At 65.6% G+C, this 18,408-nt stretch carries 24 protein-coding genes; 9 read left to right on the top strand and 15 right to left on the bottom strand.

The window, feature by feature from the left end; translation table 11 throughout:
- The first annotated feature begins 35 nt into the window (after positions 1-35).
- On the top strand, positions 36-785 hold the full coding sequence (locus tag ACT17R_RS01500; RefSeq protein WP_444808844.1) for a hypothetical protein: 750 nt from the start codon (positions 36-38) through the stop codon (positions 783-785).
- Positions 786-865: 80 nt separating this feature from the next.
- Here ACT17R_RS01500 and ACT17R_RS01505 read toward each other — a convergent pair whose 3' ends face one another.
- The 4 genes from ACT17R_RS01505 to thiS form a co-directional block, all read right to left on the bottom strand.
- The gene (locus ACT17R_RS01505) at positions 866-1,048 is read right to left on the bottom strand and encodes a CsbD family protein (protein WP_062902757.1); all 183 of its coding nucleotides are present in this window, start codon (positions 1,046-1,048) and stop codon (positions 866-868) included.
- 116 nt (positions 1,049-1,164) lie between these two features.
- Positions 1,165-2,346: a 5-demethoxyubiquinol-8 5-hydroxylase UbiM gene (ubiM, locus tag ACT17R_RS01510; RefSeq protein WP_444808845.1), complete on the bottom strand. Its 1,182-nt coding sequence runs from the start codon at positions 2,344-2,346 to the stop codon at positions 1,165-1,167.
- Between the two features lie 70 nt (positions 2,347-2,416).
- Complete coding sequence (locus ACT17R_RS01515) at positions 2,417-3,187, bottom strand: thiazole synthase (protein ID WP_234179908.1); 771 nt, start codon at positions 3,185-3,187, stop codon at positions 2,417-2,419.
- A complete protein-coding gene (gene thiS, locus ACT17R_RS01520; RefSeq protein WP_234179906.1) occupies positions 3,184-3,387 on the bottom strand; it encodes a sulfur carrier protein ThiS in 204 nt (67 codons plus the stop codon). Before thiS ends, ACT17R_RS01515 begins: the two co-directional genes overlap by 4 nt.
- A gap of 78 nt (positions 3,388-3,465) precedes the next feature.
- Between thiS and ACT17R_RS01525 the strand changes: the two genes are divergently transcribed.
- From ACT17R_RS01525 to ACT17R_RS01540, 4 genes are all read left to right on the top strand, one after another.
- Positions 3,466-3,918 carry a type II 3-dehydroquinate dehydratase gene (locus ACT17R_RS01525; RefSeq protein ID WP_062902761.1) on the top strand — a complete coding sequence of 151 codons (453 nt, stop codon included), beginning with the start codon at positions 3,466-3,468 and terminating at the stop codon, positions 3,916-3,918.
- Between the two features lie 68 nt (positions 3,919-3,986).
- Positions 3,987-4,472, top strand: coding sequence for an acetyl-CoA carboxylase biotin carboxyl carrier protein (accB, locus tag ACT17R_RS01530; RefSeq protein WP_003047748.1), 486 nt, complete (start codon positions 3,987-3,989; stop codon positions 4,470-4,472).
- A gap of 10 nt (positions 4,473-4,482) precedes the next feature.
- Entirely contained in the window at positions 4,483-5,844 is a 1,362-nt protein-coding gene (gene accC / locus ACT17R_RS01535) for an acetyl-CoA carboxylase biotin carboxylase subunit (protein WP_058812720.1), read from the top strand.
- 96 nt (positions 5,845-5,940) lie between these two features.
- Positions 5,941-7,302, top strand: a complete 1,362-nt coding sequence (locus tag ACT17R_RS01540) for a L,D-transpeptidase family protein (protein ID WP_444808846.1) — start codon at positions 5,941-5,943, stop codon at positions 7,300-7,302.
- 98 nt (positions 7,303-7,400) lie between these two features.
- Here ACT17R_RS01540 and ACT17R_RS01545 read toward each other — a convergent pair whose 3' ends face one another.
- A complete protein-coding gene (locus ACT17R_RS01545; protein ID WP_444808847.1) occupies positions 7,401-8,138 on the bottom strand; it encodes a murein L,D-transpeptidase catalytic domain family protein in 738 nt (245 codons plus the stop codon).
- Positions 8,139-8,305: 167 nt separating this feature from the next.
- Here ACT17R_RS01545 and ACT17R_RS01550 point away from each other — a divergent pair, with 167 nt between their 5' ends.
- Positions 8,306-8,650, top strand: coding sequence for an arsenate reductase family protein (locus ACT17R_RS01550; RefSeq protein ID WP_062902764.1), 345 nt, complete (start codon positions 8,306-8,308; stop codon positions 8,648-8,650).
- A gap of 27 nt (positions 8,651-8,677) precedes the next feature.
- Here the strand turns inward: ACT17R_RS01550 and ACT17R_RS01555 are convergent, their stop codons facing one another.
- The 3 genes from ACT17R_RS01555 to nadC all read right to left on the bottom strand — a co-directional run bounded on the left by ACT17R_RS01555 (position 8,678) and on the right by nadC (position 10,666).
- A complete protein-coding gene (locus ACT17R_RS01555) occupies positions 8,678-8,905 on the bottom strand; it encodes a hypothetical protein (protein ID WP_062902765.1) in 228 nt (75 codons plus the stop codon).
- Between the two features lie 95 nt (positions 8,906-9,000).
- Entirely contained in the window at positions 9,001-9,744 is a 744-nt protein-coding gene (locus ACT17R_RS01560) for a ribonuclease T2 family protein (protein ID WP_254535660.1), read from the bottom strand.
- A gap of 73 nt (positions 9,745-9,817) precedes the next feature.
- Positions 9,818-10,666, bottom strand: a complete 849-nt coding sequence (nadC, locus tag ACT17R_RS01565) for a carboxylating nicotinate-nucleotide diphosphorylase (RefSeq protein ID WP_263587449.1) — start codon at positions 10,664-10,666, stop codon at positions 9,818-9,820.
- 94 nt (positions 10,667-10,760) lie between these two features.
- Here nadC and ACT17R_RS01570 point away from each other — a divergent pair, with 94 nt between their 5' ends.
- Positions 10,761-11,897: an NAD(P)H-dependent flavin oxidoreductase gene (locus ACT17R_RS01570; protein WP_003047772.1), complete on the top strand. Its 1,137-nt coding sequence runs from the start codon at positions 10,761-10,763 to the stop codon at positions 11,895-11,897.
- Positions 11,898-12,019: 122 nt separating this feature from the next.
- Here the strand turns inward: ACT17R_RS01570 and ACT17R_RS01575 are convergent, their stop codons facing one another.
- A complete protein-coding gene (locus ACT17R_RS01575; RefSeq protein WP_058812727.1) occupies positions 12,020-12,469 on the bottom strand; it encodes a peptidylprolyl isomerase in 450 nt (149 codons plus the stop codon).
- A 147-nt stretch (positions 12,470-12,616) separates the two neighbouring features.
- On the opposite strand from ACT17R_RS01575, the gene mgtE reads away from it, so the two are divergent.
- Both mgtE and ACT17R_RS01585 read left to right on the top strand, forming a co-directional pair.
- The gene (gene mgtE / locus ACT17R_RS01580) at positions 12,617-14,077 is read left to right on the top strand and encodes a magnesium transporter (protein WP_234179896.1); all 1,461 of its coding nucleotides are present in this window, start codon (positions 12,617-12,619) and stop codon (positions 14,075-14,077) included.
- A 225-nt stretch (positions 14,078-14,302) separates the two neighbouring features.
- Entirely contained in the window at positions 14,303-14,431 is a 129-nt protein-coding gene (locus ACT17R_RS01585) for an entericidin A/B family lipoprotein (protein WP_003047780.1), read from the top strand.
- A gap of 12 nt (positions 14,432-14,443) precedes the next feature.
- Here ACT17R_RS01585 and tatC read toward each other — a convergent pair whose 3' ends face one another.
- Genes tatC through nagZ form a run of 6 tightly spaced genes read right to left on the bottom strand, consistent with a single transcriptional unit; the run spans position 14,444 to position 18,371 of the window.
- Positions 14,444-15,259: a twin-arginine translocase subunit TatC gene (gene tatC / locus ACT17R_RS01590; RefSeq protein ID WP_003047782.1), complete on the bottom strand. Its 816-nt coding sequence runs from the start codon at positions 15,257-15,259 to the stop codon at positions 14,444-14,446.
- Entirely contained in the window at positions 15,256-15,693 is a 438-nt protein-coding gene (tatB, locus tag ACT17R_RS01595) for a Sec-independent protein translocase protein TatB (RefSeq protein WP_444808848.1), read from the bottom strand. The genes tatC and tatB overlap by 4 nt, the downstream gene beginning before the upstream one ends.
- A 32-nt stretch (positions 15,694-15,725) precedes the next feature.
- Positions 15,726-15,953, bottom strand: a complete 228-nt coding sequence (locus ACT17R_RS01600; RefSeq protein WP_062765399.1) for a twin-arginine translocase TatA/TatE family subunit — start codon at positions 15,951-15,953, stop codon at positions 15,726-15,728.
- Between the two features lie 25 nt (positions 15,954-15,978).
- On the bottom strand, positions 15,979-16,578 hold the full coding sequence (gene scpB, locus ACT17R_RS01605) for an SMC-Scp complex subunit ScpB (RefSeq protein WP_062765402.1): 600 nt from the start codon (positions 16,576-16,578) through the stop codon (positions 15,979-15,981).
- The gene (locus ACT17R_RS01610) at positions 16,575-17,345 is read right to left on the bottom strand and encodes a segregation and condensation protein A (RefSeq protein ID WP_234179894.1); all 771 of its coding nucleotides are present in this window, start codon (positions 17,343-17,345) and stop codon (positions 16,575-16,577) included. Before ACT17R_RS01610 ends, scpB begins: the two co-directional genes overlap by 4 nt.
- 18 nt (positions 17,346-17,363) lie before the next feature.
- On the bottom strand, positions 17,364-18,371 hold the full coding sequence (gene nagZ / locus ACT17R_RS01615; RefSeq protein WP_062902769.1) for a beta-N-acetylhexosaminidase: 1,008 nt from the start codon (positions 18,369-18,371) through the stop codon (positions 17,364-17,366).
- Positions 18,372-18,408 lie beyond the last annotated feature (37 nt).

The following is an 18,408-nucleotide window of genomic DNA, read 5'->3' on the forward strand; positions in this document are numbered from 1 at the left end:
GCAAGTCCGGGTGAGAGATTAAGGGAGTGTTAGCAATGATCGTCCGGGGAAAATGGCTGATTGCCGGCCTGCTGATGGCCGCGGCCCCGCTCGCGGGGTGCCGCGACAATCCGCAGGCAAAGGCCGACCTCAATCCGCTCGACGACGGGCTGACCAATGAAGACCCCGCGCTGAAGGGCGCGCTCGAAGACAAGATCATGGTTGACCCCAAGCTGGCCGGGCAGGCGAACCGCAATGCGGCGACGCCGGGCAACCGGCCCGTCGACGGCGGCGTTCCGGGCGTGGCGAGCGGCAAGGCGGCCGCGGCGGCCGAAGCGGCGGCGGCGCAGGCTGCGGGCAAGCTGCTCACCGCGCCCAAGGCACTGCCGTTCGAGGAAGGTTGCAACCGCGATTGCGCCGCCAAGCGCCCGGTCACCATCGGCGCGCTGGCGCGTGAACAGCAAAAGGGCAGCTGCGACGCCAAGCTGACCTACGGCAACCAGTGGGCCGACCGTCTGCCGCCAGCGTTCAAGCTCTATCCGCGCGCGACGCTGCGAGAGGCGGCGGGGGTGGCCGGCGGAAAATGCAACATCCGCGTCGTCAATTTCCAGACCGCCGCCTCGATCCAGGGCGTTCTCGACTATTATCACACGATGGCGGTGCGTGCGGGTTATACGAGCGACCACCGCGTGCGCGGCAACGAACATATTCTGGGCGGGACAAAAGGCGACCTCGCCTATGTCCTGTTCCTGCGCACCGACGGCGGGATGACCGACGTCGATCTGGTCGCATCCGGCGGCAAATAACGCCGCGTTCCCGAACCAGCAAAAAGCCCCCGGGATCGCTCCCGGGGGCTTTTTGTTGGCCGGTGGCCAGAGCGGGTCGGTCAGACCTTGTCGCCGAGCGCGCCCTGCACCTTGCCTTTGATGTTCTGGGCTTCGCCCTTGCGTTCCTGAAGGTCGCCTTCGGCGCGCAGGCGTTCATTGTCGGTCGCCTTGCCGATCGCCTGTTTGGTGTTGCCGATCGCTTCGTTCGTCAGGCCTTTCGCCTTTTCCGTCAGTTCGCCCATGGGGAGTCTCCTTTGCTGCAAAGAGGCGATCGCGCCTCTCGTCAAATCAACGACTTGCCACCCCTCATTGTTCCTTGGTCGCGGGACGAAACGAGACGAAGCGTCGACCGAGGGGCTTAGGCCGCACGCGCGTCCCGCTGCTGCATGAGCAGCGCGCGCAGGCCCATCCGAACCGGCGGCAGCGCGCCAAGCCGCAGCGCCGCATGGCGGAGCGCCATCGCCGGATGGCGGTTGTCGGTGAAGAGGCCAACGATCGCACGCGTCGCCTGAAACAGCGGCCAGGTCTCGGCACGATGCGCGGCAGCGTAGCCCGCAAGGCGGCGCGCATCGCCGACATCATCCGCAGACGCCAACAGCTTCGCGAGCCGGACCGCGCCCGCCAGCCCGAAGTTGAAGCCATGGGCGGTCACCGGATGCATGCCGACCGCCGCATCGCCGATCAGAACCGCACGCGGCGCCGCAAAGCGATGCGCGAAGGTCGTCGTCAGCGGATAGGCATGAAAATCACTCGCCAACGCGACCGCGCCCCATCTGCCGCGCGTCATCGCCGCAATCCGGCGCGCCTTTACCTCGCCGGATTCGGCCATGAAGGCATCGGCGGCTTCGGGCATCAGGGTGATGACTGCCGACGAAAGCCCCTCCCCCAGCGGCAGCATCGCCAGCGTGTGGTGCCGGGCGAACCATTCGGTCGCGACGCCCGCCTTGCAGGGCGCGTGACCTACCCGGCCGACGAGCATCGTCTTGCCGACCGGCCTGACGTCCACGCCGATGCCGAGCTGGTCGCGTATCGCCGAAAAGCGCGAGTCCGCCGCGACCAGAAGATCGGTCTCGATCACAGCGCCATCGGCAAGGGTCACGGTGACGCCGCCGCGCCCTGCCTGAACGCGTTCCACCGCGCATCCCGCGCGCAGATCCATATTCGCCTGTCCCGCAACGCTTTCGAACAGCGCCCGGCGCAAATGATGGTTCGACACGAGATGGCCGAGCGGCCGCGCGTCGCCGGCCCCCGGATCGATCCGCATCGCAAACCGCGCCCGGCCGCTCAGCACCTCGGCGCGGTCAAGGCGGTGAATGTCCGCCGCCGGAATCCGCGACCAGGCATCCAGGTCGCGCAGCGCGCGTTCGGACCGATGCGTCAGCGCAATCTCGCGCCCGTCGAAGCGCGGTTCGGCCAGTGCGGCAAGCGGCGCGCGCTCGATCAGCGTAATCTCGGCGGGGGTATCCGCCAGCGCGCGCGCGAAACTCAGCCCCGCCGGTCCCGCCCCGACGATGACGATCCGGCGCCGCGTGCCACCCATGCCCATGCCTCCTTGTCAGAGACACCGGCATGGCAGCGCCGCGCGGGCGGCGCATTGCGCTGGATCAATATCAGATGAGCCCGGCGAGCGGGCTCGACGGATCGGCGTAGCGACGCTGGCCCATACGGCCGGCGAGATAGGCATCGCGCCCCGCCTCGACCGCGAGCTTCATGGCGCGCGCCATGCGGATGGGGTCTTTGGCTTCGGCGATCGCGGTGTTCATCAGCACGCCGTCGCAGCCGAGTTCCATCGCCACCGCCGCATCGCTCGCCGTCCCGACGCCCGCATCGACCAGCACCGGCACCGACGCCCCCTCGACGATCAGGCGGATCGTCACCCGGTTCTGGATGCCCAGCCCCGACCCGATCGGCGCGCCGAGCGGCATGATCGCAACCGCGCCCGCATCTTCCAGCTGCTTGGCGGCGATCGGATCATCGACGCAATAGACCATCGGCAGAAAGCCTTCCTTGGCCAGCACCTCGGTCGCCTCCAGCGTTTCGCGCATATTGGGATAGAGCGTCTTCGCTTCGCCCAGCACCTCCAGCTTCACCAGATCCCAGCCGCCCGCCTCGCGCGCCAGCCGCAAGGTGCGGATCGCGTCGTCGGCATTGAAGCAGCCGGCGGTATTGGGAAGATAGGTGATCTTCTTCGGGTCGATATAATCGGTCAGCATCGGCGCGGTCGGGTCCGACACATTGACGCGCCGCACCGCAACGGTGACGATTTCCGCACCCGACGCGGCGACTGCCGCCGCGTTCTGCTCGAAATCCCTGTACTTGCCGGTGCCCACGATCAGGCGCGAGCTAAAGGTCCGTCCGGCAACGCTCCACTGGTCGGTCAACAACCGCCTCCTACAAAATGAACGATTTCCAGCGCATCGCCCTCGGCAAGCGCGATGTCGGCGAGCGTCGAGCGCGGTACGATCTCGCGATTGCGCTCGACCGCGACCTTCTTGACGTCGAGGCCCAGCGACGCGACCAGATCGGCAATGCTGCCTGCGCGCACCTGCCGCGGATCGCCGTTGAGAATGATGGAAATCACGAGTCCCGCCTGCTTTGCCTTTTGACGTGCAGCCCATATAGGGGGAGCGACCCGCGTCGCAACCGAAAGACCGTGCCCTTGTCCAACGAGTGTTCCGAAACGCCCGCCGTCTTTGTCCTTTCGGGCCCCAACCTCAACCTGCTGGGCACGCGCGAGCCCGAAATCTATGGGCATGACACGCTGGAGGACATCCACGAGCGGCTCGCCGAGCGTGCGGCGGCACTGGGTCTGCGCGTCGATTGCCGCCAATCGAACCACGAAGGCACGCTGATCGACTGGCTACACGAAGCGCATTTCGCCAGCGCCAAGGCGGTGCTGCTCAATGCCGGGGGCTATACGCACACATCGGTCGCGCTGCACGACGCGATCAAGTCGATCCGCGTTCCGGTGATCGAGGTCCATCTGTCGGACCCGATGAAGCGCGAATCCTTTCGCCATATCAGCTATATCGGCATGGCGGCGGCCGCGCATTTTGCAGGCCACGGCGCAGACAGCTATATGCTGGCGCTGGACGCCGCCGCGCGCTTCTGACAAGAGGCGCGATCAGAAACGGGGTCAAGGCACGCGATCAACAGTGCCGCAACAACAGGAAATATCTCATGGGTGACCATAAAGAGCACGGCATCAACATCGATCCGGCCTTCGTCCGCGCGCTCGCGGAACTGCTCGACGACACGCAGCTTTCCGAAATCGAGGTCGAGGACGGCGAACGCAAGGTGCGCGTTGCGCGGACGCTGACCGCCGCCGCGGCGCCGGTCGCTTTCGCGCCGGCCCCGGTTGCCGCGCCCGTCGCTGCCGCACCCGCAGCCGCCGCGCCGGCCGCCGTAGCTGCCCCCGCCGCCGACAGCTTCGCCGACGCCGTGAAGTCGCCGATGGTCGGCACCGTCTATCTTGCTGCCGAACCGGGCGCGCCCAATTTCGCGAGCGTGGGTTCGGCGGTGAAGGAAGGCGATACCATCCTGATTATCGAGGCGATGAAGGTGATGAACCCGATCACCGCGCCTACCTCGGGCACGCTCAAGGCCGTGCATGTCGAGAACAGCCAGCCGGTCGAATATGACCAGCCGCTGTTCACCATCGGCTGAGGGACCGCCGATGGCCATCGAGAAACTGCTCATCGCCAACCGCGGCGAGATCGCGCTGCGTATTCACCGCGCCTGCCACGAAATGGGCATCAAGACGGTCGCGGTCCATTCGACTGCCGACGCCGATGCGATGCATGTCCGCCTGGCCGACGAAGCCGTCTGCATCGGCCCGCCGGCGGCGAAGGACAGCTATCTCAACATCCCGGCAATCATTTCGGCTGCCGAAGTGACGGGCGCCGACGCCATCCACCCCGGCTATGGCTTCCTGTCGGAAAATGCGCGCTTTGCCGAGATTATCGAAGCGCATGACATGATCTTCGTCGGGCCGAAGCCCGAACATATCCGCACCATGGGCGACAAGGTCGAGGCGAAGCGCACCGCTGTCGCGCTCGGTCTCCCGGTGGTGCCGGGTTCGCCCGGCGCCGTCACCTATGGCGAGGAAACGAAACGGATGGCCGAGGAAATCGGCTATCCGGTGCTGATCAAGGCCGCGTCGGGCGGCGGCGGCCGCGGGATGAAGGTCGTCCCCGACCCCTCCGGCCTCGAAAGCCTCATGGGTCAGGCATCGAGCGAGGCTGCGGCGGCGTTCGGCGATCCGACCGTCTATATGGAAAAATATCTCGGCAACCCGCGCCACATCGAATTTCAGATTTTCGGCGACGGCAAGGGCAACGCCATCCATCTCGGCGAACGCGACTGTTCGCTGCAGCGCCGCCACCAGAAGGTGCTCGAAGAAGCCCCCTCGCCCGTGATTTCGGCCGAAGAGCGCGCCCGCATGGGCGGCATTTGCGCCGATGCGATGGCAAAGATGGGCTATCGCGGCGCGGGGACGATCGAGTTTCTGTGGGAAAATGGCGAATTCTATTTCATCGAAATGAATACGCGCATCCAGGTCGAACATCCGGTGACCGAGATGATCACCGGCTTCGACCTCGTCCGCGAACAGATCCGTATCGCCGACGGCATGGGTCTTTCGGTGCAGCAGAACGAGCTGGAATTCCGCGGCCATGCCATCGAATGCCGGATCAACGCCGAAGATCCGCGTAACTTCCTGCCCTCACCGGGCAAGGTGACCAATTATCATGCCGCCGGCGGCATGCATGTGCGCGTCGATAGCGGGCTTTATGCCGGCTATTCGATCCCGCCTTATTACGACAGCATGATCGGCAAGCTGATCGTCTATGGCCGCACGCGCGAAAGCTGCATGATGCGGATGCGCCGCGCACTCGAGGAAATGGTTATCGGCGGGGTGAAGACGAACATTCCGCTGCATCAGGCGCTGCTCGCCGATCCCGACGTCATCCACGGCGATTATACGATCAAGTGGCTGGAGGAATGGCTGGCGAAGCAGGATGCCGACAACAAGGCCTGACGCTGCCCCCATCGACGCCGGGTTCGCGCGCGGACACGACGGATTGTGTCCCAGCTCACTTTCGCACGGGGGGATTATTGGCTATGGGCCTTAACCATGGCCAGAAATCTCCCCCTTTACGCGCGCCCGGCCGCGGCGCTTATCCTCCCGCTGACCCTGCTTGCGGTGCCCGTCGCCGCACAGACGAGCGTCAAGGAGGACTCGGTCGTTCTGCAACCCGACAAGGTGACCGATGACGCGCCCGAGATCGAAACGGTCGCCGAGGCCAATCTGCCGAGCTGGAGCGTCGACAATGCCAGGGCGCTGCTCGCCTTCATCCAGTCGGCGGGCGATGAAGGCCTGTTCCCCAAGGATTACAATCCCGAAGCGCTGAAGGCCGCGATCGACGGCGGCAATCAGATCACGCTCGACAAGGTCGCGACCGATAGCTTCCTGCTGCTCGCCACGCACATGCGCGACGGCCGCACGCCCAATGCTGCGCGCAAACAATGGTTCATGACCGATGGCGACGCGCAGACCGAACCGCTGATCCCGCTGCTCGGCAGCGCGCTCACCGCGAACGACGTCGCGCAGGCGCTGGTCAGCCTCGACCCCGTCCATCCCGATTTCGCGGTGCTGAAAGCCGCGCTCAAGACCGCAAAGACGCCCGCCGACGCCAACGCGATCCGCGTCAACATGGAACGTTGGCGCTGGATGCCGCGCGATCTTGGCGAAGGCTATGTTGTCAGCAACGTGCCCGAATATCTGACCCGCGTCGTCCATGACGGCGTCGTCATCGCGACGCACAAGGCGGTCGTCGGCAAACCGTCGACCCCGACGCCGCAGCTCAACCCCATGGCGACGGGGATCATCGTCAACCCGACCTGGACGCTGCCCAAGAGCATCATCGCCGAAGGCATCGGATCGACGATTGCGACCAATCCGGCGCGCGCCCGCGCGCAGGGCTATACCTGGACGGGCAGCGGCAAGGCGCTGTCAGTGGTGCAGCAGCCGGGTGCCAACAATGCGCTGGGCGTCATGAAGCTCGAAATGCTGAACCCGCACGCCATCTATTTGCACGACACGCCCTCGAAGGGCGCGTTCGCCGCGGATTCGCGCGCCTTCAGCCACGGCTGCATCCGCACCGAAAAGGCGCTGCATTTCTCTGGCCTGATGGCGGTGATGTTCGCCGGCCGCACGCCCGAGGAATTCGGGGATGTCGTCGCTAGCGGCAAGACGACGCGCTTCGGCTTCGAAAAGCCCTTCCCCGTCTATGTCGCTTATTGGACCGTCGTCCCCGACGGCAAGGGCGGCATCAAGAAGCTGAACGACCTTTACGGCCGCGACGCGCCGGTGGTGACGAGCTTCGCCAAGCCCGGCCGCGCCGCTGCCGTGGTGATTTCGCCGACGCCGCCCGCGGTCGTTCCGACGACGCAGACGGTGCAGGCGCCCAAACCCGAAAAAGGCGCAATCTACTGATCAAGCGGCGACCGGGCGGCGATGCCCCCGGCTCCGTTCTTCCTTTCGGAATCGGATGACATTGCGTTGACATCCTCGGGCATGAAACCCGAGAATTCTCAATCAGCCTTGGTCGGCATCGATCCCTGGGTGGCGCCGGTGCGGATGATATTGTCGGCGACCGGCGGCAATTCGAAGGGCAGCGGAGACGCGGGCGCTACGCTCAGCTTGTCGGCGTAGAGCAATCGGCCCGGCCCCAGCTTGTATAGAATTTGCGGCAGCAACTCCTCTCCGAACACGAAACAGCCCTCGCTGCGCCCCAGCTTGCCTTGCGTCGCGATCAGCGACGGCTCGGCGTACCAGGCGCCATGCACGACGATCGCGCGCATGTCGGCATTGCTGTTGTCGGCCTCCAGCCCCGCGAGCCGCATCGACGATCCGTTCGATCCCCAATAATAATCGCTCGTGCGATAGGCGCCGCGCGACGAGGCTAGTGAGCCGGGGACGTTCGAAAAGGTCTTGAGCCATCCGTCATGTTGCGGGTCGGATCCGCGGCCATGGGTGACCGGATACATGTCCACCTTGCCGGCGATCAGATCGACGAGCGCAAAGCGCGGGCGATAGGAGGGCAGCCCGAAATCGACGATCCCGACACGGTCGGCCTGCGCGATCCGGTTGCCCTGCCGCGCCAGCTGTTGCCGCGCGACGGCCAGATAGTCGACCGGCGGCGGTGTCGCCGCCTGCCCATGCCCGGTGATCCAGTCCGGAAGTGGGGCTGCGCGCGCCGATGTCGCGGCCAGCGCCCCCGCGCCCGCCATCGCCGCCAGCATAGCCCTGCGATCGATCAATTCTTTCACGTGCAACCCAGCCCTCATTGCCGCCTTTGGCGGTCCCTCGGCAGACTATAAGCCGTGGTTCGGGCGCCAAAGGCAAGGAGTCCAAGCCTCTTCATGCGGGCAAATGTGCCATATATGCCATGAATAGTGCGTTTACGTTCCATTACGCTCCCGTTAGGAACTGCGCCATGAAGGCAACCATCTGGCATAACCCCGCCTGCGGCACTTCGCGCAAGACGCTGGCGATTCTCGAGGAAACCCCCGGCGTCGATGTCGAGGTGATTCAATATCTGACAACGCCCTACAGCGCCGACAAGCTGCGCCAGCTGTTTCGCGACGCGGGTCTGAGCGCGCGGGACGCGCTGCGCCTGCGCGGCACCGATGCCGAGGAACGCGGCCTGCCCGACGCCGACGAAGAAGCAATTATCGCGGCGATGGTCACCAACCCCGCCTATGTGAACCGCCCATTCGTCGAAACCGACAAGGGCGTCCGCTTCTGCCGCCCGCAGGATGTCGTGCGCGAGATTCTCTAGCAGTGTGGCCCGATCGGCGGTCCGCCGTCAGATCAGGAACATCATCGCCGCGGTAAAGAAGATCGCGAAGCTTTCCGCGAACAGACGAAAATCGCTGTCGCGCGACCAGAGCGCGGGACGCTCGCGCTGCGCCGCAAGCGCGCCACGCAATTCGCCCTGCCAATCCTCCGGCGCGCTCAGCCGCGCAAGGACCAGTTGCCGGGCGCCATAAGCGCGGATGCGCTCGCGGATGTCGATATGCTCGTCCGAATCCATGCCCGGCAGGCTAGGCGCCCGTTAACGAGTCGATAAGGTTAAAAGAGTGTTAACATCGCCGCCGTCCCGGCGCGGGACGCCTTGCCCTGCAGGTGTTAATCCATCGGCCGCACGCGCACCGCGCGCGCATCGGCGAGGCCGCGCTGAAAGGGTTTGCACGCCTGCGGCCGCATCCGCGGCCCCAGGCACAGCCGTACCTCGGTCAGCCAATCGCCGCGATCGGTCGCGACCGCGATCATCCGCTCATCGATGCCGCGATTGACCTTCGCAAAGGCGCGCCGCACGTCGCCCGCGGTGCGGACGTGCCCCGACAGCGCCTTCATGTCGGGGAAGCGCACGGCGCGGAACAGGATTTCGGCGGCGCGAAAATAGGCGGCGGGGTTGGAACTCATGCAGGTGCCGTGCTTCGCCCATTCATGCTGCAAAAGCTGCGCCGAAGGGGTCATGCACATATGGCGGCGCAGCACTGGCGCGGCGACGATCTTCGCGGGACGGCACCATTGGGGATAGGCCGGTGTATCGGTCTCGGGCCACAGACCGTGGAGCACCCATCCGAAACGCCCGTTTTCGCCCGAACATTGGAACCGGTCGCGTGCATCCTTGGGATTGCGCGCGCCTGCGCAATGCTGCGGGGACCAGCTCATGCTCAGCAGATAGCCGGTCGTCGGCGGCTTGCGGACGGGTTCGCCGCGCGCGGGCCGCTCGATCCGCGGCACCGGCGTCCGGTCGGGCGCGGCACAGGCCAGCGATTGCGCCTGCGCCGCCGCGGGGGCGAGCAGCAGAGTCAGCGCCAGAAGCGCCTTTCCTATCTTCCGCTCGTGCTGATCCTGTCGAAACACCGTTCTTCCTTGCCAAGGATGATGAAGGTCCACCCTTCAGACAAGCGCAGGGCGAGCGGATAGGGAGGGCGTATCAGACGAGCGCAAAATCGAGCCCGATGTCGGCCGCCGGCGCCGACTGGGTCAGGCGCCCGACCGAAACAAAGGTGACGCCGGTCGCGGCGATGGCGCCAATCGTGTCGAGCCGCACCCCGCCCGACGCCTCGGTCGGAACGCGCCCGGCGACGATCACCACCGCCTCGCGCAGTTGGTCGGGGGTCATATTGTCGAGCAGCAGATGCGTCGCGCCCGATGCCAACGCGGCCTCGACCTGGTCGATACGGTCGACCTCGACGATGATATCGGCGATTCCCGCCGCCACCGCCCGGCGCACCGCCTCTTCGACCGATCCCGCGACCGCGACATGATTGTCCTTGATCATCGCCGCGTCCCAAAGGCCCATGCGGTGATTGGTCGCGCCGCCCATGCGGGTTGCATATTTCTCCAGCACGCGCAGGCCGGGGATCGTCTTGCGCGTATCGAGCAGCGTCGCGCCGGTGCCGGCGATCGCATCGACATAGCTACGCGTCATCGTCGCAATGCCCGACAGATGCTGGACGGTGTTGAGCGCCGACCGTTCGGCGGTCAGCATCGCCCGCGCATTGCCCGAAAGGCGCATCAGGTCGGTGCCGGCGGGAACGCATGCGCCCTCCTCGACCAGAATCTCGATGACCATATCGGGCGCCAGCGCGCGAAAGAATCGCTCGGCGATCGGCAGCCCCGCAACGCTAATCGCATCGCGGCTGTCCATCACCCCGGTGAAAACGGCGTCGGCGGGGATGACGGCCATCGACGTGATGTCGCCGCCGCTCCCCATATCCTCGGCAAGCGTCGCACGGACGAAGGCGTCGAGGTCGAAATCGGGTAAGGAAAATCCGGTCATGCCCCGGCGATAAAGCGTGGCGGGCGCAAATCAACTTGACGTTTACGTCAACTGGCGCTGACATGGGTGCAAATAGCAAATTGGAGAGAGAGACATGCAATCGCCCATCTGCGCCATGCTCGGAATCGAATTTCCGTTGCTCGCCTTTTCGCATTGCCGGGACGTCGTCGTCGCGGTGTCGAAAGCCGGCGGCATGGGCGTGTTCGGCGCCGCTTCGTTGCCGCCCGAGCGACTTGAGGAAGAGCTTGCGTGGATCGACGCGCACATCGGCGGCAAGCCCTATGGCGTCGACCTGATCGTCCCCAACAGCTTCGCCGGCAAGGGCGAGGCACCGGCGGCGGGCGCGGCGCGCGTGCCCGAGACGCATCTCGGCTTCGCGGCCGATGTGCTCGACAAATTCGGCGTCGATGCGGCCGGCCTCGACGGTGCGACCGAAGCGCGGCAGAGCTTCGGCGACAATATGCATGAAGAAGGCGCGGCGAAGCTGCTCGAAGTTGCGTTTCGCCATCCGATTCGCCTGATCGCCAACGCGCTCGGCGTGCCGCCGCAACTGATGCTCGAACTCGGCAAGCGGCACGGCGTGCCGGTCGCCGCGCTCGTCGGCACCCGCGATCATGCGCTGGCGCAGGTCCGCGCCGGGGTCGATATCCTTGTCGTTGCGGGCGGCGAAGCGGGCGGCCATTGCGGTGAGGTCGCAACGATGGTGCTGGTGCCTGAGGTGGCTGCGGCGCTCGATGCCGTCGGCGCGACGACGCCGATCCTCGCTGCGGGGGGCATCGTCACCGGGCGTCAGATGGCCGCAGCGATGGCGATGGGCGCGCATGGCGCCTGGTGTGGATCGGTGTGGCTGACCACGTCGGAAGCCGAGACCAATCCGGTGGTGAAGGAAAAAATGCTCGCCGCCTCGTCGCGCGACACGGTGCGATCGAAGAGCCGGACGGGCAAGCCGTCGCGCCAGCTCCGCTCGCCCTGGACCGATGCGTGGGAGGCCGAGGGCGCGCCGAAACCGCTCCCGATGCCGCTGCAATCGCTGGTCAGCGAACCCGCGCTGCGCAAGGTCGACAAGCTGTCCGAAGGCGGTCACGAAGGCGCCAAGCAGCTCGCAACCTATTGGGTCGGCCAGGGCGTCGGCCTGATGAACGAGGCGATGAGCGCGGGCCAGGTCGTCCAGGCGTTCAAGGAAGACTGGATCGCCGCTTGCGAACGGTTGAACGGGTTCGTGGGAGAATGATGAAAGCCAAATCATCATCGCGAGCGCCCGCAGGGCGCGTGGCGATCTCCAGCCATCGTAACGTCATGCCGACAGCTGGAGATTGCGTCGTCGCCTGCGGCTCCTCGCAATGACGGAGCGAGTTACGCAACCGTCGCCTTGACGATCTTGCCGGGCTCGCGCGGCGGCTCGCCCTTGGGCAGCGCGTCGACATTTTCCATGCCTTCGATCACTTCGCCCCACACCGTATACTGGCGGTCGAGGAAGCGCGCATCGTCGAAGCAGATGAAGAACTGGCTGTTCGCGCTGTTCGGATTCTGCGCGCGCGCCATCGAACAGACGCCCCGGACATGCGGTTCGGCGTTGAATTCGGCGGGCAGGTCGGGAAGCTTGCTGCCGCCCATGCCGGTGCCGGTCGGATCGCCGCCCTGTGCCATGAAGCCGGGGATGACGCGGTGGAAGACGACGCCGTCGTAAAAGCCTTCCTGCGCGAGCTGGGTGATGCGTTCGACATGCTGGGGCGCGAGGTCGGGGCGCAAGCGGATGACGACGTCGCCGGTCGACAGCGACAGGGTAAGGGTCTGTTCGGACATGGTGTCTCTCCTTCGAATGAGTTGGCGCCGCCATAGCGGCGCGCCGCGCCAATGCCACGCACTAAATTCGGCTGCAGCGTTGCCATGACGCGCGTCCGCGACTAGTGGAGGGCCTTCGACGCCGTAGCAGCCAGGGAGGACCGCGCGATGGACAAACGCGAAGATTCCCTGCCGCCCGAAGACGTGCTCACCGCCGACGGGCTCGATCATGACCCCGGCCATCCCCCGCGCGAAACCGAAACCGAACTCGACGAAGACGATCGCCTGAAACCCGCGTTCGTGCGCGACGTCATCGATCTTGCCGAAGAGGGCGAGGTCGAGGCGGCGCGCGAACGCGTCGGCCGCCTGCACCCTGCCGACATCGCCGACCTTTTCGAGCTCGTCTCTGACGAAGACCGCCCGCTCCTGGCGCAGGTGCTCGGCGACCTTCTGTCGCCCGACGTGCTGGCGGAAATGAACGATTATGTGCGCGAGCGGCTGATCGATCTGCTCGCGCCCGAACAGGTCGCCGAAATCGCGTCCGAACTCGACACCGACGATGCCGTTGCGATCATCGAGGATATGGAGGAGGACGAGCAGCAGGCCGTTCTCCGCGCCATGGAGCCCGAAGATCGCGCCGCGATCGAGGACGCCCTCTCCTTTCCCGAGGAGTCCGCCGGGCGCCTGATGCAGCGCGAATTCGTCGCGGTGCCCGAACATGTCACCGTCGGCGACGTCATCGACCGGCTGCGCGAGGATGTCGATCTCGCCACCGACTTCTGGGAAATCTTCGTCGTCGACCCGATGCACCGCCCGGTCGGCACCTGCCAGTTGAGCTGGATATTGCGGGCGCCGCGCAGCGTCGCAATCAATGACATAATGAAGCGCGAGCAGACACTGATCCCGGTCGACATGGACCAGGAAGAGGTCGCGCTGCGCTTCCAGAAATATGCGCTCATCTCGGCCGCGGTGGTCGACAGGGCGGGGCGGCTCGTCGGGATGATCACGGTCGACGACGTCGTCCACATCATCCAGGAAGAGGCGGGCGAGGATATTTTGCGCCTGTCGGGTGCCGGCGACGGCGACATCAACGAACCGATCACGCTGACCATCCGCACCCGGCTGAGCTGGCTGGTCGTCAATCTCGGCACCGCGATGCTCGCAGCATCGGTCGTCGGCATCTTTGAAACCGCCATTGCCAAATATGCGCTGCTCGCAGTGCTGATGCCGATCGTCTCGGGCATGGGCGGCAATGCCGGAACCCAGACGCTCGCCGTGACCGTGCGCGCGATCGCCACCAATCAGCTTACCGCGTCGAACACGATGCGCATGATCCTGCGCGAATTTCGCATCGCGACAGTCAACGGCCTCTCGCTCGGCATTCTGATCGGCGCCGGCACCGCGCTCATCTTCGGCAACCCGCTTCTGGGTGCGGTGATCGCCTCCGCTATGCTCATCAACAATCTGGTTGCGGGGCTCGCGGGCATATTGGTGCCGGTAACGCTCGACCGTTTCGACATCGATCCGGCGGTGTCGTCGGCCGTCTTTGTAACGACGATGACCGACATGATGGGCTTTTTCTCGTTCCTCGGGCTTGCGGTGCTCAGCGGCCTGACGGCGATGGGCTGACCCAAATCGCTGGATTTGCACGCTTCGCCGGGCTCCCCGAAAATTTTTTCATCGCGGCGATTTTTTTGCGGAACTTATCCCTCGCAACGCGGGTTTCCCATTTGAGCAGCGATCATCGCCCCCCCGCAGCGCTGCTCAGCAACATTGGCCCGGCTCGCATTCCCTCCCCCCCCCTCGAAGCGCGCCGGGCCATTTTGCAAAAAATCCCGTGAGAGGTGACAGACTATGACGAGTGCTCGCGTAATCCTTCTTACCCTGCTCGCCAGCTTTCTGGTCGCTGGCTGCAACACGGTGAAGGGCGTCGGCCGCGATATCGAATCGGTCGGCCAAGCCGGCGACGACGCCATTCACTGATCGGCGGGTTACTTACCCTTTAGCCTCTTCCGGAGGCTCGACAGGCGCCGCTTCGGCGCCTGTTTTGCGTCGGCGCTGGGTAAACCAGATCGCAAAGATCGAAATCTCGTAAAGGAAGACAAGCGGCACCGCGAGGAGGAGCTGGCTCATCACGTCCGGCGGCGTGAACACGGCGGCGATCGCGAACGCCGCGACGATCATGTAGCGGCGCGCGCCAATCAGCTGCTGGCGCGTCACCAGCCCGGCGCGCTCGACCAGCATCAAAAGGATCGGCAACAGAAAGGCGATGCCGAACGCCATGATGAACTGCATCACGAAGCTCAGATAATTGCCTACTGACGGCAGCGCTTCCTGCGTCACGCCGCCGATCTCGCCCTGATAGCCGAGCAGGAATTTCAGCGCGATCGGGATCGTGATGAAATAGGCGAAGGAGGCGCCGATCGCGAACAGGACCGGCGTTGCGAAGAGGAAGGGCAGCAGGGCGCGCTGCTCCTTGCGATAAAGGCCCGGCGCGACGAATTTCCACAGCTGATTGGCGATCACCGGAAAGGCGATCATCATCGCCGCAAACAGCGCAACCTTGATCTCGACGAAAAACGCCTCGAACAATTGCGTGTAGATCAGCTTGCCCTGCCCCGCCGCGACGAGCGGGTGCACCAGCACGCCGAAGATCGGTCGCGCGAAATAGAGGCACACGCCGAATGCGAGCGCGATCGCGAGTAGCGATTTCAGCAACCGCGACCGCAGCTCGATCAGATGGTCGAGCAGCGGCATCTTGCCGCCCGCGCCATCCTCATCCTCTTTATGGACCGGCGTATCGGCGCTCATGGTAACGGGCCGTCCTTCGGCGGAACGGCGTGGGTTTCCGGCGGAGTTTCGGTCGACGTACCGGACGGGGCGGCGGTAGGCGGCGTCAGGGCCGCGGCATGATCGGGATCGACGGGCGGCGTTTCGCCGACGTCGGCCGCGCCCGCGTCGGGCAGCGAGGTCGCCGGAATCATCGGCGGCGCATCGACGCCATCGAGGCGCGGGAACTGGCGCATAATCGCGTCATTCTGTTCGCGCCACTGCTTTTCCAGCTCCTCAAGCTCGGCCTCGCGCATCATCGTGTCGAGTCCCGAACGGAAGTGACGCGCCATGCCGCGGGCCTTGGCGACCCATTTGCCGACAAAACGCATCGCCTTCGGCAGATCCTTGGGTCCGATGACGACCAGGGCTACCACCACGACGAGCAGCAACTCGGTCGGCGCGACGTCGAACATCGTTCAGGCCTTCCCCCGCGTGCGGGCCGCGATCAGCGGTTTTCGGTTTCCGCGGTGGGGGTCGGGGTCGCCTCGGGCGCGCGCTGACCGTCGATCTGGCGCGGTGCGGGCGGCGGCACATCGTCTTCGGCCATGCCCTTCTTGAAGCTTTTGATGCCCTTGGCGACGTCGCCCATCATGTCCGAAAAGCGACCCTTGCCGAACAATAGCAGGACGAGAATCCCGACCACGAGCCAGTGCCAGATGCTGAAGCTACCCATCTCAAATTCTCCTTGAGGCCGCTATCTAGGCTTCCTCGCCGTCTTTTACTAGGTCCAGTTCGTCCATCGCCGCATCGAAGGCGAGATCGACCGGGTCGAGCAGGCCCGCCGCGCGCAGATCCTCGATCCCGGGCAGATCCTTGCGGCTCGCGAGCCCGAAATGCTGCAGGAAAGCGTCGGTGGTCTTGTAGATCAGCGGCCGCCCCGGCACCTCGCGCCGCCCGGCAGGCGCGATCCATTCGGCCTCCATCAGCACGTCCAGCGTCCCTTTCGACGTCTGAACGCCGCGGATCGCCTCGATCTCGGCGCGGCTCACCGGCTCGTGATAGGCAATGATCGCCAGCACTTCCGCCGCGGCGCGCGACAGCTTGCGCGGATCGTCGCGTTCGCGGCGGAGCAGATGCGCAAGATCGGCGGGGGTCTGGAAATGCCAGTGGCCGCCGCGCTCGACCAGTTCGATACCGCTCCCCGCGTGGCGCGCTGCGATCGCCTGCAGAATCGCGCGCACTTCGCCCGGCGTCAGTTCGTCGTGGAAACGCCCGGCAATCTGTCGCGCATCGAGCGCCTCGTCGCTGGCAAAGACCATTGCCTCTATCGCGCGTTCGCGGTCGTCGATCTCGCTCATCCCTGGCTCGCTTTCAGATAGAGGGGCTCGAACGCCGCCTCCTGCCGCAATTCGACCCGCCCCTGCCGCGCCAGTTCGAGCGCGGCGACAAAGCTCGACGCGATCGCCGACCGGCGCAGCGGCCCTTGATAATCGGGGGGCAGAAAGGCCGACAACTCGGCCCAATCGAGCTGGACGCCCAGCATCCGCTGCAAGTGGGTGAGCGCCGCGTCGAGCGTCACCACGGGGCGCCGCGCGACCATATGCACGACGGGTTCGGTGCGCAGCTTGACCTGCCCATAAGCCGAGAGCAGATCGTACAGGCTCGCATCCCAGCGCCGCACCTTCACATCCTGCAACCCCTCGGGATTCGGACGCAGGAAGACGTCGCGGCCGATCCGGTCACGCGCCAGCAGCCGCGCCGCCGCCTCGCGCATCGCCGCGAGCCGCTGCAAGCGCAATTGCAGACGCAGCGCCAGTTCGTCGGGCGACGGGTCTTCGGTCGGATCCTTGGGCAGCAGCAGTGCCGATTTCAGATAGGCAAGCCACGCTGCCATCACCAGATAATCAGCCGCAACCTCCAGTTTTGCGCGCATTTCGGCGATGAAGGTCAGATATTGTTCGACCAGCGCCAGGATCGAAATCTGACGCAGGTCCACCTTCTGACTGCGCGCGAGCGTCAGCAGCAGGTCGAGCGGCCCTTCCCAGCTTTCGAGATTGAGCTGGAGCGCATCCTCGCGCTCCGCCGCTGCCGGCACGACTTCATATTCGAGCGGCAGTTCCTCCATCGATGCCTCAGCCCGCCATCACGCCAGCGCCAGCAGCGCGTCGCGCTGGTCGATCAGCGCCGCGAACTGGCGCTCGTCGTGCATCCCGGCGATCCGCTCCATCGCGCCTTCGAGCCGGGCGAGCGAGTCCGCGCCGATGGGGTCGAGTGCGTTGGCGATGCCGACCATGTCGTCCATCTTCGCCCAGCAGTTGAGCGCCAGGTCGCAGCCCGCGGCGATCGCCGCCGCCGCGCGCGTCGGGACGTCGCCCGACAGCGCCTCCATATCGAGGTCGTCGGTCATCAACAGGCCGTGAAAGCCGATGCGCTGACGGATCACGCTGCCGATGATCGTCGGCGAAAGCGTCGCGGGCAGATCGGGATCCCACGCCTTGAAGATAACGTGGCAGGTCATCGCCATCGCCGCGTCACGCAGAGCAGCAAAGGGCGCAAGGTCGGTCTGCAACTCGCGGTCGTGGGCATCGACGACGGGCAGTGCCTTGTGCGAATCGATCAGCGCACGGCCATGCCCCGGAATATGTTTGACAACCCCGACGACGCCGCCGTCCTGCAATCCGCTCAGGATCGCGCGGCCCAGCGCCGCAACGCGCATCGGCTCGCTGCCCAGCGCGCGATCGCCGATCACATCGCTTGCCCCCGGCTGGCGCACGTCGAGCAGCGGCAGGCAATCGACGGTGATCCCCACTTCGGCAAGCATGGAGGCGAGCGCCATCGCATTGAGCCGCGCCGCCTCGATCGCGCTCGCCGGCGCGCGTTCGTACAGCGCATCGAACGCCGCCCCGCTCGGAAAATCGGGCCATTCGGGCGCCTTCATGCGCGCGACGCGGCCGCCTTCCTGATCGATCAGGATCGGCAGATTGGCGCGCCCGTCAAGCTCGCGCAGCGTGTCGGTCAGGCGGCGAAGCTGGGTGCGGTTCTCGATATTGCGGCCGAACAATATATAGCCCGCGGGCGCGCTGTCGCGAAAGAAAGCGCGCTCGTCGTCGGTCAGCGTCAGGCCCGACAGGCCGAAGATCGCGGGTATCATCGTACGTCAACCTCCACCGGCGGACGCCCCCTCAGGC

The organism is Sphingopyxis sp. Q841 (genome assembly GCF_052384365.1).
GTDB classification, from domain to species: domain Bacteria; phylum Pseudomonadota; class Alphaproteobacteria; order Sphingomonadales; family Sphingomonadaceae; genus Sphingopyxis; species Sphingopyxis terrae_A.

Bases quoted from the DNA above. Each gene is read 5' to 3' on its own strand.
- ACT17R_RS01500 (WP_444808844.1), top strand. From the start codon at position 36: ATGATCGTCCGGGGAAAATGGCTGATTGCCGGCCTGCTGATGGCCGCG.
- ACT17R_RS01505 (WP_062902757.1), bottom strand. From the start codon at position 1,048: ATGGGCGAACTGACGGAAAAGGCGAAAGGCCTGACGAACGAAGCGATC.
- ubiM (WP_444808845.1), bottom strand. From the start codon at position 2,346: ATGGGTGGCACGCGGCGCCGGATCGTCATCGTCGGGGCGGGACCGGCG.
- accB (WP_003047748.1), top strand. From the start codon at position 3,987: ATGGGTGACCATAAAGAGCACGGCATCAACATCGATCCGGCCTTCGTC.
- accC (WP_058812720.1), top strand. From the start codon at position 4,483: ATGGCCATCGAGAAACTGCTCATCGCCAACCGCGGCGAGATCGCGCTG.
- ACT17R_RS01540 (WP_444808846.1), top strand. From the start codon at position 5,941: ATGGCCAGAAATCTCCCCCTTTACGCGCGCCCGGCCGCGGCGCTTATC.
- ACT17R_RS01550 (WP_062902764.1), top strand. From the start codon at position 8,306: ATGAAGGCAACCATCTGGCATAACCCCGCCTGCGGCACTTCGCGCAAG.
- ACT17R_RS01555 (WP_062902765.1), bottom strand. From the start codon at position 8,905: ATGGATTCGGACGAGCATATCGACATCCGCGAGCGCATCCGCGCTTAT.
- nadC (WP_263587449.1), bottom strand. From the start codon at position 10,666: ATGACCGGATTTTCCTTACCCGATTTCGACCTCGACGCCTTCGTCCGT.
- ACT17R_RS01570 (WP_003047772.1), top strand. From the start codon at position 10,761: ATGCAATCGCCCATCTGCGCCATGCTCGGAATCGAATTTCCGTTGCTC.
- ACT17R_RS01575 (WP_058812727.1), bottom strand. From the start codon at position 12,469: ATGTCCGAACAGACCCTTACCCTGTCGCTGTCGACCGGCGACGTCGTC.
- mgtE (WP_234179896.1), top strand. From the start codon at position 12,617: ATGGACAAACGCGAAGATTCCCTGCCGCCCGAAGACGTGCTCACCGCC.
- ACT17R_RS01585 (WP_003047780.1), top strand. From the start codon at position 14,303: ATGACGAGTGCTCGCGTAATCCTTCTTACCCTGCTCGCCAGCTTTCTG.
- tatC (WP_003047782.1), bottom strand. From the start codon at position 15,259: ATGAGCGCCGATACGCCGGTCCATAAAGAGGATGAGGATGGCGCGGGC.
- tatB (WP_444808848.1), bottom strand. From the start codon at position 15,693: ATGTTCGACGTCGCGCCGACCGAGTTGCTGCTCGTCGTGGTGGTAGCC.
- ACT17R_RS01600 (WP_062765399.1), bottom strand. From the start codon at position 15,953: ATGGGTAGCTTCAGCATCTGGCACTGGCTCGTGGTCGGGATTCTCGTC.
- scpB (WP_062765402.1), bottom strand. From the start codon at position 16,578: ATGAGCGAGATCGACGACCGCGAACGCGCGATAGAGGCAATGGTCTTT.
- ACT17R_RS01610 (WP_234179894.1), bottom strand. From the start codon at position 17,345: ATGGAGGAACTGCCGCTCGAATATGAAGTCGTGCCGGCAGCGGCGGAG.
- nagZ (WP_062902769.1), bottom strand. From the start codon at position 18,371: ATGATACCCGCGATCTTCGGCCTGTCGGGCCTGACGCTGACCGACGAC.